This is a genomic window from Paenibacillus sp. FSL H7-0942 (assembly GCF_045040715.1).
In the GTDB taxonomy this organism is placed as follows: domain Bacteria; phylum Bacillota; class Bacilli; order Paenibacillales; family Paenibacillaceae; genus Paenibacillus; species Paenibacillus amylolyticus.
Genome location: NZ_CP150279.1, coordinates 855,714 through 870,495 on the forward strand (window position 1 = coordinate 855,714; position 14,782 = coordinate 870,495).

Genomic DNA, 14,782 nt, shown 5'->3' on the forward strand with positions numbered 1-14,782 from the left:
CACAACCAATACAATGAAACATATCTATAAAGCAGGTGCTCAGACGGATGCGCCAACAATCCTGTTGCTTCATGGCACAGGCGGAACCGAGAATGATCTGATCGGTCTGGCGGAGATGATCGCACCAGGAGCTGGCATACTTGGGGTGCGGGGGAATGTATCGGAGAACGGGATGCCCCGTTTCTTCCGCCGCCTGGCCGAAGGTATTTTTGATGAAGAAGATCTGATTGCTCGTACGGCAGAGCTGGGATCTTTTGTAGATGCAGCTGCGGTGGAATACGGTTTCGATCGGTCCAACGTGTATGCACTGGGTTACTCTAACGGTGCCAACATTGCGGCAAGCTTGATCTTCCATCAAGCAGATGTATTCAAAGGTGCAATCTTGCATCACCCAATGGTACCGCTGCGCGGACTGGAACTGCCGGATCTGAAAGGTCTGCCTGTGTTCATTGGTGCGGGCGAGAACGATCCGATTGTACCAAGACGTGAAACCGAGGAACTTGCTTCGCTGCTCAGCGGTGCAGGTGCCGATGTAAACACGCATTGGGAGCGTCAGGGTCATCAGTTAACTCGTACCGAGGCAGAAGCTGCGGCAGCTTGGTTTAAGACTCAGGCGTAAATTGGGTGGATAGACGGTTATGAAACGTATAGAGACAGCCTGATCGTGAAGATCGGGCTGTTTTTCCTTTTTATTTTGATCATCGTCAGGAAGAGGAAATGATTGACTGGTGTTATGTAACCGTTACGAACCGGGTAAACATTTGAATGTGTGGTAGATAACCTTGTATGCTTAGTGATATAGCTATGTATCAACATCATGAACTGGAGGGGTTAATGTGGAACGTAACATCAAGGAACTGGTACAGCGGATGACACTGGAAGAAAAAGCGGGTATGTGCTCGGGCCTGGACTTTTGGCATCTGAAAGGGGTGGAGCGTCTTGGCATTCCATCCATCATGGTGACGGACGGACCTCATGGGCTTCGCAAGCAGGATGGGAGTGCGGATCATCTTGGGCTAACGTCGAGTGTGCCTGCAACCTGTTTCCCGTCTGCGGCAGGATTGGCTAGTTCATGGGACAAGGAGCTGGCGCGTCAGGTCGGGGTGGCTTTGGGAGAGGAATGTCAGGCCGAGGATGTAGCGGTACTGCTTGGACCGGGTGTAAATATTAAACGATCCCCGCTGGGCGGGCGTAACTTTGAATACTTTTCCGAAGATCCGTTGTTATCTACGCAGATGGCTACCGGTCATATTCAAGGTGTGCAGAGCCAGGGTGTGGGTACGTCTCTCAAACACTTTGCAGTTAATAATCAGGAAGAACGGCGTATGTCGATTGATGCGGTAGTAGATGAACGGACGCTGCGCGAGATTTATCTGGCAAGCTTCGAAGGTGCGGTGAAGGATGGACAGCCGTGGACGGTGATGTGTTCTTATAATAAGGTGAACGGTACGTATGCAGGTGAGAATGAATGGTTGCTTACGGATATTCTGAAAGACGAATGGGGTCACGAAGGTCTTGTGGTATCAGACTGGGGTGCGGTCAATGAACGTGCAGATGCCCTTGCAGCAGGACTGGAACTGGAGATGCCAACAAGTGGTGGAATCGGTGAGCGTAAAGTGATCGATGCCGTAGAAAGCGGACAACTGCCGCTGGACAAGCTGGATCGGGCGGTGGAGCGTCTGCTTACGCTGATCTTTAATGCCGTTGATCAAAAGCAAGATGGGGCTACATATAACAAGTATGAGCATCACCAACTTGCGCGTAAGGTGGCAGCCGAGAGTATGGTTTTGCTGAAAAATGAAGAAGGTATCCTGCCGCTTGGGCGTGAAGGCGATGTGGCGATAATCGGGGCATTTGCGCGTAAACCTCGCTTCCAGGGCGGGGGAAGTTCCCACATTAATCCGACCAAAGTGGATGATATTGTGGAAGAGATGACACAGGTGGCTGGCGAAAGTGTAACCTTCTCGTATGCCCCAGGTTATCGGATTGAAGCGGATGATGTGGATGAGACATTGATGCATGAGGCTGTTCAGGCAGCACAGTCAGCGGATACCGCTGTTGTGTTCGTTGGATTGCCGGATCGTTATGAATCCGAAGGGTATGATCGTGCCCATTTGCGTCTGCCTGACAATCATATTCGTCTGATTGAAGAGATTGCAAAAGTACAATCACGTGTGGTTGTGGTGCTGAGTAACGGATCTCCAGTGGAGATGCCATGGCTACCGCAGGTGCAGGCGGTACTTGAAGCTTATCTTGGCGGGCAGGCGGTTGGTGGAGCGATAGCTGATCTGCTGTATGGTGAGGTGAATCCGTCCGGTAAACTGGCGGAGACGTTCCCTGCCAAGCTCAGCCATAATCCATCCTACTTGAATTTCCCGGGCGAAGGGGATCGAGTTGATTACCGGGAAGGCATCTTTGTTGGTTACCGCTATTATGATAAAAAAGAGCTGGAGCCACTGTTTCCGTTCGGTTATGGACTAAGTTATACGACATTTGAATATGCTGACCTGAAGGTAGATCGCACAGAATTGACCGATCAGGATGAGGTGAATGTGCAAGTAAGGGTCACCAATACCGGTGACAGAGCAGGCAAGGAGATTGTACAGTTGTATGTCAGCGATGTAGAGTGCACAGTTATTCGTCCTGTAAGAGAATTGAAAGGATTTGCGAAGGTGGCCCTTGAACCTGGAGAGTCCAAAGTGGTGAGCTTCACACTAAACAAACGTTCATTCGCCTATTACAACGTAGATATGAAGGACTGGCATGTGGAGACCGGAGAGTTCGAGATTCAGGTAGGCAGTTCCTCACGGGACATTCATGTGCACACACGTGTGAACGTAGAGTCTACAGCGACATTCCTTCCAACCTATACGCGTAATAGTACATTGGGTGATATCCAGCGTGATCCGGCCCATAAACAGCTACTGGACCAGGCTTTGCAACAATTCCAGGAAGCCAGTGGGTTCGGCGGTGATGATGCCGGGGATCATGCAGATATGATGGATGCGATGATGAAATATATGCCGCTGCGAGCACTAGTTGCGTTTAGCGGTGGGGCCATGACGGAAGAAGCGATGAATGAACTTCTGGAGCAGCTGAACAACAAGGATCATGGTATTAGGGGATAAGGGGCTGTGCTCTTAAACCGAGTATTCGTCCATCCTTGGATTAAGCGATTACGATTATGCGATACGTGCAGGAACTGCGCACGAAGCCATAAGAATGTGCATGAGGGCCAGCCGCATAGTGGCTAGGACAGTTACCCGATCCGATCATGGATCGGGTTTTCTTTTTGCATAAGGAAAAAGGAGGGGGAAAGGAACGGTGTATGGAGGATGATCCTTGCAACGTGACAGAGGTGACAGGGCTGCTGTAACTTGCTGAAGCAACATGGTTGTCGTAAAGGATGGATTAATCTATAATGAAGTAATTGATAATCATTTTCAATTAGATTCGGTGATAGATGATTATGCACGTAATCAGGAGGGGAATATGAATCCTAACCCTAGCTTACATACATTTGGTTCAAGTGCGTTTGTTCAGACCCGCGATGGTCGCAAACTACATTATATGTCCAGGGGAACAGGAGAACTGACGGTTGTATTTGAGTCCGGTATGGGCGCCTCCAGATCAAACTGGGGACTGGTTGCACCAGCCATTGCTGAGCATGCACGTGCAGTTGTGTATGACAGGGCAGGGGCGGGACGAAGTGATGTCGACTCGGCTCCCCGCAGCCTTGAACGCATTGCAGGGGATCTTGGAGAACTGCTGACAGCTCTGGGCCCGGGCCCATTCATTCTGGTTGGACATAGCTGGGGCGGTCCGATTGTACGGGCTGCGGCAGCTGCACATCTATCTCGATTACGTGGCATTATTCTGGTAGATCCATCAGACGAGCATTGCGAAATGTATTTTTCCAAGCTTACTAAAAAGAGCTTTGCCATCAATGGTTTTATTATTCCAATCATGGCGCGAACTGGCTTATATAAGATGCTTGGCAGCAAAGCTGGAAGTGTTCAGCCTGACGATGTGGCAGCGGATCACCTCAAGGAGGATTTCACTGTACGGGCAGCCAGCACGATGCTTGCGGAAGGCAAAACGTTTCTGGATGACATGGCAGCGTTGCTGGAACATCCTCCGGCTCTGGGTAATCTGGAAGTTAGCGTGATCTCGGGTACGAACCCGGGCAAGGGAGAGGGGAAAATCAGACCTGCCCTCATCACGGCGCATCGCCAGACGGTGAGCCAGCTATCCAATGCGAGATGGATTGGGGCCGATCAATCGGGACATATGGTTATGTATACAGACCCTCAGGTCATTATTGATGAAATTGTACGAATGATAAATGATGTGAGCTCAGGCGCAAGAACAGAACAAAAGTGATACAATACAAAGAAAAGCAGTGCGCGACATTGCTAGACCATAAAAGCGGAGTGTGGAGACAACATGAAACCAGTTGAACAAGAACCAACGGGAACCACAAGTCCCGGTCGTGCCAGTGTTGGCATGGAAGATATCGTACGCGCACATCATGTGCTGCGTGAGGTCATTGTAAGAACGCCGTTACAGCGGGATGCTGTATTGTCGGCCAAATATAACTGTAATGTGTATCTGAAAAGGGAAGACCTTCAAGTGGTACGTTCGTTCAAAATTCGGGGTGCCTATAATATGATTCGCAGTCTGACACCAGCCGAGATGGAGAAGGGTATTGTCTGTGCAAGTGCGGGCAACCATGCTCAGGGTGTTGCTTTTAGCTGTAATGCCCTTGGAATTAACGGCAAAATCTTTATGCCGAGTACAACACCGAACCAGAAGGTGAAGCAGGTGCGTCGCTTTGGTGGAAACAACGTTGAAGTGGTGCTGATCGGGGATACGTATGACGATGCATACGCAGAAGCAATGCGTGCATGTGACGAACAGGGCATGACGTTTATCCATCCTTTTGATCAACCGAAGATTATTGCAGGTAATGGTACGGTAGCGATGGAAATCATGGAAAGTCTCGATGAGAATGCCGACTATGTATTCGTGACGATTGGTGGCGGAGGGCTGGCAGCCGGCGTGGGAACCTACATGAAGACCGTGAGTCCAGAGACACGCATCATTGGAGTTGAGCCACTTGGGGCAGCTTCCATGAGTGAAGCGATGTTCCGCAAACAGGTTGTGACGTTGGATGATATAGATAAATTCGTGGATGGCGCAGCGGTGAAACGGGTTGGCGACCTCACCTTTGATATCTGCAATAGTATACTTGATGACATTGTGAAAGTGCCGGAAGGCAAAGCGTGCACAACTATTCTGGAACTATATAATGAAAATGCGATCGTTGTCGAGCCTGCCGGTTCCTTGGCTGTTGCGGCGCTTGAGCAATATCGTGAGCAAATCGTGGGCAAGACGGTGGTCTGTGTTATTAGTGGCGGGAACAACGATATCGACCGGATGCAGGAGATCAAGGAACGTTCCCTGATCTATGAAGGTCTGAAGTATTATTTCATGGTGAATTTCCCGCAGCGTGCAGGAGCTTTACGTGAATTCCTGGAGGAAGTTCTAGGGAAAAATGATGATATCACCCGGTTTGAATATACGAAAAAGCATGATAAGGAAAATGGCCCTGCCTTGGTGGGCATCGAGCTGATGTACAAGGAAGATTACCACCCGCTCATTGAACGCATGAACCGCAAAGGTATCGCCTATACCGAACTGAACAAAAATCTAAATCTGTTCAACATGTTAATCTGATGAAACATACCAGTATGCCGTCAGATCACCACGAAACATCTCCTCTGATCAGACCTGCACGCATAGAAGATGCTGATCAGGTTATTCCTTTGCTGTATCAGGCGATAGGAGACATTGCATACGCGCTTGCGGGTGAGGCGGATCATGAGAAGGCGATGCAGATTTTGCAGGAGTTCTATGTACAGGAAAACAACCGGATTAGCTATCGTCATGTGACAGTGATGGAGCGGGATGGGCTGATTGCGGGGATTCTGGTAGCCTATGATGGCGGAGACGCAGATCGTCTGGACCAGCCGATTTTGAACCGCCCTGGACGAAGCCAGGAAGAGAAGTATGCATTGGTCAAAGAAACCCGTCCGGGGGAGTATTATCTGGATACTCTCTCGGTAAGTGAAGCTTATCAGGGGCAGGGCATCGGCCGGGCACTGATGGCTGCTTTTGAGCAGCAGGGCAGAGATCTGGGTCACTCGCAGGTATCCTTGATTGTAGAACGGGACAACGGCCGTGCACTAATGCTGTACGAACGGCAGGGATATGTCAAAGACGATGTGATTGTCATCGCAGGACATGAGTATAATCATATGGTCAAACCGATTCAATAGTGCAGGGAGCTCACGGATTAAGTCAGTTTTGATTATAGAAGCAAGAAGAAACCGCCACAGGAGAAAATCCTGTGGCGGTTTTTGTCGTGGTTATCTGTTAGGATTTAGCCCAAGTTTTGGCTTGAACCGGGTGTTAACCATGGAAGCGGATTAACTCAATAATTCGCGTAGTCGCTGACCGGCACATTCTGCTCCAGCCATTTCTCGACAGCAGTCGTTTTCTCGAATTTGGCTTCGGTTACGATGTCCATGAACTTTTCAAGTTTGGTCAGGAAGGAACTGTCTTCGGATGAGTTACGTTGTAAGACAGCTTTGTAACCTTTCTGGGCATTGGCTGTCATTTTGTTCGTTTCATAGTCAAATAAAGGCGTATTATTCAGGCCATAAAAGGTATACAAGGTATAGTTATTCATCAGGTTCTTCACCTGTTGTACCCGATTGGACTTCGGATATTCGTTCAGGAATCGTTCCTGATTCAAAGCGCGATTGAGTATCTCCTGATAGCCAATGACCAGTGCACCATCATCGGCGGCAAGGTTGCTGGTTTCAACTGCCATAATATTAATGTATTGTTTGATGTCTGGTTTCACGTACGAGATATATTTCTGAAAAGCCATATAATTCATGATCGGATAGAGGGAACCTTCCAGCATAACCAGGCGATAACCGCTATCCCGTGCCTGCTGGAGCAGCGCACGCAGACTGGTGTCGTTGGTGCGGCTCATCAGTTGGGTGAAGCTATCATTCCACTTGTAGGCTTTGATCATCTTGTCTTGAACATTAGGCACCAGTAGACGGTCCGTCATGGCTGTTAACGCCTTGTTGCGGGCATTCTCCAGCTGTAAGACCATCAGGGTTGCATGATGAGTCGTAACTTGATCGATATGAGATTCGAGATAAATATCAGCGGCAGGCAAGCCGTTCTTTTTGTAGAGCATGGACCGAAATGTTTTATATATCGTTGTTGAACTGGCAGTTGTGACTTTGGTATCTGTACTGGAAGAAGCGGCAGCAGCGACTCCGGATAATGGAGCGACAGCCGTTTGGAGCAGCATGAGGATGGCGGTGGCTGTAATGAAGGTGCGCATGCCTTTACGTTTGGCAGATTGGAACGATGATGTCATAGATATGAACCTCCCGTAGTTGAGAAAATGATAGGTGTTGTTCACTAGTCACTATACATTAACCCAATTGGTGCAGGATGTGGTTGCGGAATGGTGACAAATTCTTCTGTTATTTTTAACTTTTGGAGGGTGGAAGATAGAGGAAGATTTCTGAGAAAATATTTTTTGTACAACTGGAAACTTTTGAGCCGATCGGAACGTCTTAGTTGTGCATAGGTAAATACAGGAATTAATGAAATGAACAGCGAATCTATTTCGATGTTAACTAAATGTGAGAATGGGGATATGGGATATGAGGAAAGCGGGAGGAAAACAAGTGAAGAAGGTAATGTCAGCGCTGGCTGTATCGGCCATGCTGATGTCCGCACTTCCAACGTCGGTTATGGATGCAGCTGCGAGGATCAGTATATATATTAATGATGCAGAGTTATCATCTGCTCAGGCACCTGTCATGAAAGGTGGACGCGTACTGGTTCCGCTACGGTCGATTTTTGAAGGATTGGATGCGAAGGTACAGTACACGAACAGAACCAAAACGATTGTTGCAACTCGCGACGATCAGGAAGTTAAATTGACACTTGGTTCCAAAACGGCATACATCAACGGGGAAGCGATATCGCTGGATGTACCTGCAAACACGATTAAGGGCAACACGATGGTTCCGATTCGTTTTGTCAGTGAAGCTTTTGGAGAAAAAGTATTCTGGAACTCACGCAATCAGCGTGTAGATATCAAGACAACGGCAACACCTCCAGTGGATGAGACACAATATGCTGCATGGAACATCTACGGGTCGGTATCTGGAAGTAACGGAGATGGTCGTGACCTGACCGTGAGCTTCACACGTCCAACTTCAGAGAAGGCGGTATCTGCTTACCGGATTATGCTGGTGAAAACTCGCGATGTGAATAGCTTTACGGAGTCCTCAGCAACTGCCGTACCTTCTGCAAACTATACATCTGTTACACCGAATGGCAACAACCCGAAACTGACACTTAATGCACAGACGCGTGACGTAAACGGGGATTTGCTCAATAGTAATGAAACTTATCGTCTGTATGTACTGACTGTTGGTAACAGCAGCAATAATTATAAAAATGCATTGAACTGGTCTTCCCAAGCATTGAAGCTCAATAATGTGAAATCCACAGTACAGGCGGTTACAAGTCTGCGTGCCGCAGATATTAGTGACTATGGCGATGGCCGCGATCTGGAGATTAACTTCACGCAGCCGAGCACGACATCGAACATTACGTATTATCGTGCTTTTGTAGTCAAAGCGAAGGACTCTTCTGCGTTCAATCTGGCTGCAGCGAATAAAGTGTCCAGTGCAAACTCCACGATCATATACAAAGGAAACAGTACCGCAGTGAAAAGCCAGCTGACTTCTTCGACACGGGATACGTCTGGCGAAATGATTAAAAGTGGCACAGCGTATGTGGTCTACATCTTGTCGGTAAGCACTAATACAACAACAGACAGCAAGCTGTCCGCAGCATCATCTTCACTTACGTTGTCCGTGAACACAGCAACGTCTCCAGTAATTACGCAGGTGAAGGATAACTCGGATTATGGAGATGGTCGTGATATTCAGGTGAGCTTCAACCGTTCATCGGATGAGTCCAAGGTTGCGAATTATCGCGTCTTTGTGGTACGCAACTCGGTTGCCAGCAGCTTTAATCTGACAACGGCGAGTAACCTATCCTCCAGTCTGTACTATACGGTGAATAAAACAGGTAACAACATTACAACGACTTTGCCTTCATCCATGAAGGACACAAGTGGTTATAACGTAACGAATCTGCAAGATTATCGCATCTTTGTGATGGCGGTGGGCAATCAGCAAAATGGATACACCAATGCGCTGTCAGCTTCCTCCACAGCTCTGAGACTGACAACGACCGGTAACGCGGGAGTCATTAGCAACCTGGCTGTTGCGGATATTGGTGACAACGGTGATGGGCGTGATCTACGGGTTTCGTTCAACAAGGCCGCGGATGAGTCCAGAATCTCTGGATATCGAGTATACGTTGTTCGCTCCGGTAATGCGGGCAACTTCACACTAAGTGCAGCTAATGCGTCGAACTACTATACGCAGGTGAACAAAACGGGTGGTAACTTGTCAGTTACGCTTCCGAATGCATATGATACAAGCGGTTCCCTTATTTCCAATAATGTTTCCTATCGTGTATTCGTTATGTCAGTAAGCAATAGCGGAAACTCAAGTCAAAATGCGTTGTCTTCGTATTCTTCTCAGATCACACTGACTGCGAACACGGCTGTTACCGCTCCGACCAGTGTGACTGCGAAGGACATCGCGGATAACGGAGATGGACGTGATTTGCGTGTGACATTTAATCGATCGTCGAATGAGACGAACGTGTACCATTACCGTGTATTTGTAGTCAAAACTTCCAACTTGAGTGGATTTGATTTGTCGGAAGCTAATCGGAACTCCAACTTTAAGGTGGTAAATAAAGCTGGAGGAAGCGGAGATTACACGGTGACTTTAGACGATACCAAGGCAACAGATAGTACAACTATTCGCAATGATGAGAACTATCGCATATTTGTACTTGCGGTAAGTAATACAGGTAATTCATCCAATGTGCTGTCAACGGCCTATGCAGATGTTAAATTGTCCGTAACTAGTGCAGTAGGAGTAGTTACAATTACTAACGTTGAAGTTAAGAAAGAAGAGCAAGCAGCTGGTGATGTAACGGATGTGACTTTGAGATATACGGAACCAGCTTCCAAAGCAGGCATTGGACGTTATGTTGTTATGGTTGCTCCGACAGGAAGCGCATTTGGGCTCAATGTAGCGAAGAATATAGTGAAAGAAAACAATTCCACTACAATAAAATATGTGGAAACATCTGGTGGAAATGCCATACTTCCGGGTGTACTGTCTGATATCAATGGTCAAAAAATTGAAGCAGGCAAATCATACACGGTGTATATTTTATCTGAATCAAACGACAATAATCGTGAATCAAGTTTGGCTTCATCTACATTCACGATTAATGCGAAGAAACAGACAGTAACACCAGTGCAAACGGTAACTGCTTTAGATGCAAAAGTAACTGATAATTTAATCAGTGTAAGTTTCGATAAGCCAAATGAATTAGGGATTACTCGTTACGATGTGTACATTGTTAAAGAAGGAAGCGGTTCAGGAACTGCTGGGAAAGCTTTACAAACTGTTGAAACGGGTGGTACATCTTCAGGGACAGCAATAGTGGATATTGGAAATTCCGCCAATGATTCAAATAATATGGCTTTTGGAGCGGGTAAATACAAAGTTTTGGTAGTCTCAGTGGTGAGTGAGCCGACGAAATATACATCTGTCAGTGCAGAAAGAACATTTGATATTCCGCCAGCTTCTTCTGGCAATGGTCAGGGAACTGACAATCCGGGCGCGGGAAATTCAGGTGGTAATGGCACTCAATCATCTGCTGCAGACCTCTCTACGCCAGGTTCATGAATCCGGATAGACAAATGCGGTTGAAACGCATACTGGGTAATTAATTTTTAGGAATTTAAAGCCATTAACTCCCTTTCCAACCGGAAAGGGAGTTTTTAATATTCCCGCGTAGACACCGCTTAACATCCTCGCGGCAATTCACTTGATAAAAAAAATTGTCGTCAAAAAGGTGCCTAAGACCATTGTTACATCGGGAACAAATAATGGATAATAAAGGGAAGTTGGCTATATAGATTGAACTAACATTTAACATGAAACGGAGTGGCCAGTGTAAATATCTTTAGTTCACTTATGTATAAGCCTAATGAGCCGAAAGGAATGATGGAATGCTTGCATTTCGTTTGACGGGCCTGCCGGATTCCCGGTTGCCGCTGTACCTGTATTGTGTGGGGACGCAGGAAGAGAAAGTTCTGCATAGACCGGATGGATTTCCGGTGTATCAGTTGTTTTTGTCACGCGGTGGTGAAGGGCAGTTCAAGATAACGGGAAAAGGGACATGGACGATAGGAGCAGGGCAGTTATTCATCGTGGAACCCGAGGTTGCGCATGAGTATGTGCCTCATTACAAATCCAAAGGGGAACTGGGTTATATCGGTATTGGCGGTACATCGGCTGGATCGGTACTACAATCCACGGGTTTGCTTCAGAACGAGCCGTGCCATATCTCTGGTTTTGAAATCATCTGGTCACGGATGACCAATCTCTGGCATGGGCTGGATCGAGGAGCAACGGAGATGTGGAACACATCAGCCCTTATCTACCAGCTTATTTTAGATATAGCACAATCGAAAATTCCATCTGATGTCGGTATTGGAGGTGTTGGATCATCGATGGCCCGTGACGTAGCTGTAAAACACTCTAATCGGGAGACCGATCCGAGCAAGGATGCACTCATCCGAGCAGTAGCATTGATGCATACGCACTACCAGGATGACCTGTTATTGAAGCACATCGCTGACGCAGTTGGTTATTCGGTGCAGCATCTCAACCGATTATTTCACCAGCATTATGACGTGACAGGACATCAATATATGCAACGATTACGTTTGCAGAAGGCTTCGGAATGGCTGGACAAGCATCCAAGAGCAAGTGTACGAGAGGCGGCAGAGACCGTAGGGATGGAAGTGAACTATTTTATCAGGATGTTCAAGCGGGAGTTTGGAGAAACACCGGGCAAAGGAATCAAACATCGGAACCAGCTCCAAATGGAAAAAGACCTCACGAGTTCGTGAAGTCCCTTAATCGCTTATATACGTGTTATGCTGTTTTCTTTTGTCCAAATAAAGGCCTTACCGTTGCAAGTCCCACAACTCCGATCACTGCACTCACCCACGGAGCCAGTGCAAATACCGGAAGTTTATCACGCAGTGGATACCCTACAAAGAGCACAAGGACCACGATGACGATGTAAATGATGATTCCCTTAAGGTTAACCTTAGGTACGGTGTTCTTGTCCGCTCCTTCATCGTCCGGTCGTTCAGCAAGACGGCGAAGCATCTCCACCAATGCAATACCGCCAACTGCCGCAACGATCAGAGAGAACAGACTGATGTGTTGGAACGGCTCCGTATCTCCGCCAGTCCAACCCACGAACAATCCCACACATCCTTGAATCAACATGACAAAAGACAAAGCCGCCCAAGCGATCATGGCATACCACATTGGTGTCCGTTTCACACGCTCTGGATTCTCAGTTGGCTGTGGTTCTACAGCGTTGGCATTCTTTTTCGATGAAGCTGTTGAACTATTATCACGGGTTGGGCTGGATTTACCCACCTCAACGGCAGCCGTCTTCTCCGGTGCTGTATCTGTAATCCCGAGCTGTGCATGGATGTCTTGTTCCAGATCAGGTCCGTATAACTCGCGAGCGGGTTTGTTGTCCCCCTGAGCCTGTACGATCGCTTTTCCTGCGGAGAGTATCCACTCTTCCTGTGTTCTCTCGTCCGCTGGCGCATGACGCGCAATTGTGCTGATCTCGTCATACAGTTTCACATGTTCCGGTGTCATTCGACTCATCTCAGTTATTTGCCGATTCTGTATTTCTTTAAGCTTCTTATAGGAAATCCCCAATGATTGCTCCCCCTGTCTACACACGTTCTGATCTTCCAATTGACTGAAGACCCTGACGGTATTTTAGTATACGGGAAGGGCTCTCGTTTCGCAAAGTCATTCCTTATAAAAAAGCTGCTCATGGTGGACCCATATCCATACACAGGCCAGTATAACACAGGTGGATAACAGCACCAGTTTACCGTGATGTTGAATCCATTCCAGTAGATGTTCCATGAATTCATTCCTTTCGGCAGAAGGATTCCGAGGCATATGTTGCCTATGTTTGTTCGTTTATTTTCCCCCGTTCATGTGAAAAAATACCCTCACGCCTCCCAGATTTAACGATTGTGTGAAGTATGCATAAAGAGCAGCCGATTCCATCACAATAGTAGCATTTCCAACAGAAATCCAAGATTGGAGTGTGCTTGTTATGGATAAACAAACAGAATTGACGCGGAAGCTGCTACTGAACAGCAACTCCCGTGGAGTCGTGGACGAGGTTGTATCCTTTGAGGAAAATCTGGAGGATACGGAGTATGCAGAAGAACTGACAGATGGCAATTTGAAGGGAAGAAGTTTCTGGGACAATACTGATTCGGGTTATGAGCATGAGTGGAATGGACGGGTGGAGACCCACGAGATGTTCCGTAGAAGCTACGAATAACGATCCTGCAACACTTGGTTTGAATTCCAAATGATATCCGGGCCAGCTGTCATCAGCGTGGCTCATTTTTTTGCGCTTATTATCCGATAAAATGTAGATTGGTAGTCGACGTAGAAAGGGTTCTTACTTACGTTGACTTGAAGGTTACGGGATGATAATATATGAATAACATCTTAATACACACTAAACTTATCGGATTATATATATTTAATAAATGGAACTCTAAAGGCTAAGCGTGGAAAGGGGAAATCGGTATGGAACGTCAGATCAGTATCCGTCATGGACAGGAAGAATTAACAGCCACGATTCATTATCCGGTCGTGAAAGATATCAAGGAGGAGAAGAGTCAGCAGCGAGTCCCTCTGGCGGTCATCTGCCACGGCTTCGTTGGTAGCCGGATCGGCGTGGATCGTTTATTTGTAAAGACTGCACGGGAGCTGGCTGAAGACGGTTATCTGGTCTTGCGTTTCGATTATATCGGTTGCGGAGAGAGCAGCGGGGAGTACGGAGCGGAGGGACTGGAGTCCATGGTGCTGCAGACCCGTTCGGTGCTGGACTACGCGGTGAATTGCAGTGATGTAGATCCTACGCGTGTTACGCTGATTGGTCATAGTCTGGGTGGTGCCGTTGCATTACTAACTGCTGTACGTGACAAACGTGTCAAGAACCTGGTCATGTGGTCCTCCGTGGGTTATCCATTTAATGATATCGTGAAGATTACGGGACGGAAAGTATACGATGAAGGCGTCAAACAGGGTGCGGCTGATTATCTCGGATACAAATTCACACCGACGTTCTTCGAGTCTCTTGCTGAACAACAGCCATTCCAGGAAGCAGCTAAGTTTAGCGGAGATGTACTCGTCGTGCATGGCACGTCAGATGAGATTATTCCTGTAGACTACGCATTCCTGTATCAAAAGGTATTCTGGATGCGCCAAGAGGGCCGCTGTGACAAGGAGATCATCTTCCAGGGCGATCACACCTTCTCTTCAGGTAAAGAGCGGGAACAGCTAATTACGCGTACCAGAGAGTGGCTGGGCGAACGTCAGAAGATCGAGCAGGATTGGCAGCACTGGATGATATAAGTGGCAGGATTACAACTGTTTGGGGATGTCAG

Annotated in this window: 11 protein-coding genes; 9 read left to right on the forward strand and 2 right to left on the reverse strand. The window is 47.5% G+C overall.

Annotation, left to right across the window (positions count from 1 at the left end; translation table 11 throughout):
• The first annotated feature begins 13 nt into the window (after positions 1 to 13).
• The 5 genes from MHI48_RS03930 to MHI48_RS03950 all read left to right on the forward strand — a co-directional run bounded on the left by MHI48_RS03930 (position 14) and on the right by MHI48_RS03950 (position 6,341).
• The gene (locus MHI48_RS03930; RefSeq protein WP_047840587.1) at positions 14 to 619 is read left to right on the forward strand and encodes an alpha/beta hydrolase; all 606 of its coding nucleotides are present in this window, start codon (positions 14 to 16) and stop codon (positions 617 to 619) included.
• A 217-nt stretch (positions 620 to 836) separates the two neighbouring features.
• A complete protein-coding gene (locus MHI48_RS03935) occupies positions 837 to 3,128 on the forward strand; it encodes a beta-glucosidase (RefSeq protein WP_076329574.1) in 2,292 nt (763 codons plus the stop codon).
• Between the two features lie 364 nt (positions 3,129 to 3,492).
• On the forward strand, positions 3,493 to 4,383 hold the full coding sequence (locus MHI48_RS03940; protein WP_405143076.1) for an alpha/beta fold hydrolase: 891 nt from the start codon (positions 3,493 to 3,495) through the stop codon (positions 4,381 to 4,383).
• Between the two features lie 63 nt (positions 4,384 to 4,446).
• Entirely contained in the window at positions 4,447 to 5,739 is a 1,293-nt protein-coding gene (gene ilvA, locus MHI48_RS03945) for a threonine ammonia-lyase IlvA (RefSeq protein WP_036606060.1), read from the forward strand.
• A complete protein-coding gene (locus MHI48_RS03950; protein WP_339189872.1) occupies positions 5,739 to 6,341 on the forward strand; it encodes a GNAT family N-acetyltransferase in 603 nt (200 codons plus the stop codon). Before ilvA ends, MHI48_RS03950 begins: the two co-directional genes overlap by 1 nt.
• Before the next feature lie 155 nt (positions 6,342 to 6,496).
• Here MHI48_RS03950 and MHI48_RS03955 read toward each other — a convergent pair whose 3' ends face one another.
• Positions 6,497 to 7,465: a hypothetical protein gene (locus tag MHI48_RS03955; protein ID WP_405143078.1), complete on the reverse strand. Its 969-nt coding sequence runs from the start codon at positions 7,463 to 7,465 to the stop codon at positions 6,497 to 6,499.
• Between the two features lie 316 nt (positions 7,466 to 7,781).
• On the opposite strand from MHI48_RS03955, the gene MHI48_RS03960 reads away from it, so the two are divergent.
• Together MHI48_RS03960 and MHI48_RS03965 are read left to right on the forward strand one after the other, a co-directional pair.
• Positions 7,782 to 10,949 carry a stalk domain-containing protein gene (locus MHI48_RS03960; RefSeq protein WP_405143080.1) on the forward strand — a complete coding sequence of 1,056 codons (3,168 nt, stop codon included), beginning with the start codon at positions 7,782 to 7,784 and terminating at the stop codon, positions 10,947 to 10,949.
• Positions 10,950 to 11,275: 326 nt separating this feature from the next.
• Positions 11,276 to 12,181, forward strand: a complete 906-nt coding sequence (locus MHI48_RS03965; protein ID WP_405143082.1) for an AraC family transcriptional regulator — start codon at positions 11,276 to 11,278, stop codon at positions 12,179 to 12,181.
• A 25-nt stretch (positions 12,182 to 12,206) separates the two neighbouring features.
• Here the strand turns inward: MHI48_RS03965 and MHI48_RS03970 are convergent, their stop codons facing one another.
• Entirely contained in the window at positions 12,207 to 13,019 is an 813-nt protein-coding gene (locus tag MHI48_RS03970; protein WP_405143084.1) for a DUF1129 family protein, read from the reverse strand.
• 412 nt (positions 13,020 to 13,431) lie between these two features.
• Here MHI48_RS03970 and MHI48_RS03975 point away from each other — a divergent pair, with 412 nt between their 5' ends.
• Together MHI48_RS03975 and MHI48_RS03980 are read left to right on the forward strand one after the other, a co-directional pair.
• Positions 13,432 to 13,665: a hypothetical protein gene (locus tag MHI48_RS03975; protein WP_405143086.1), complete on the forward strand. Its 234-nt coding sequence runs from the start codon at positions 13,432 to 13,434 to the stop codon at positions 13,663 to 13,665.
• 254 nt (positions 13,666 to 13,919) lie between these two features.
• Positions 13,920 to 14,750, forward strand: a complete 831-nt coding sequence (locus MHI48_RS03980) for an alpha/beta hydrolase (RefSeq protein WP_405143088.1) — start codon at positions 13,920 to 13,922, stop codon at positions 14,748 to 14,750.
• Positions 14,751 to 14,782 lie beyond the last annotated feature (32 nt).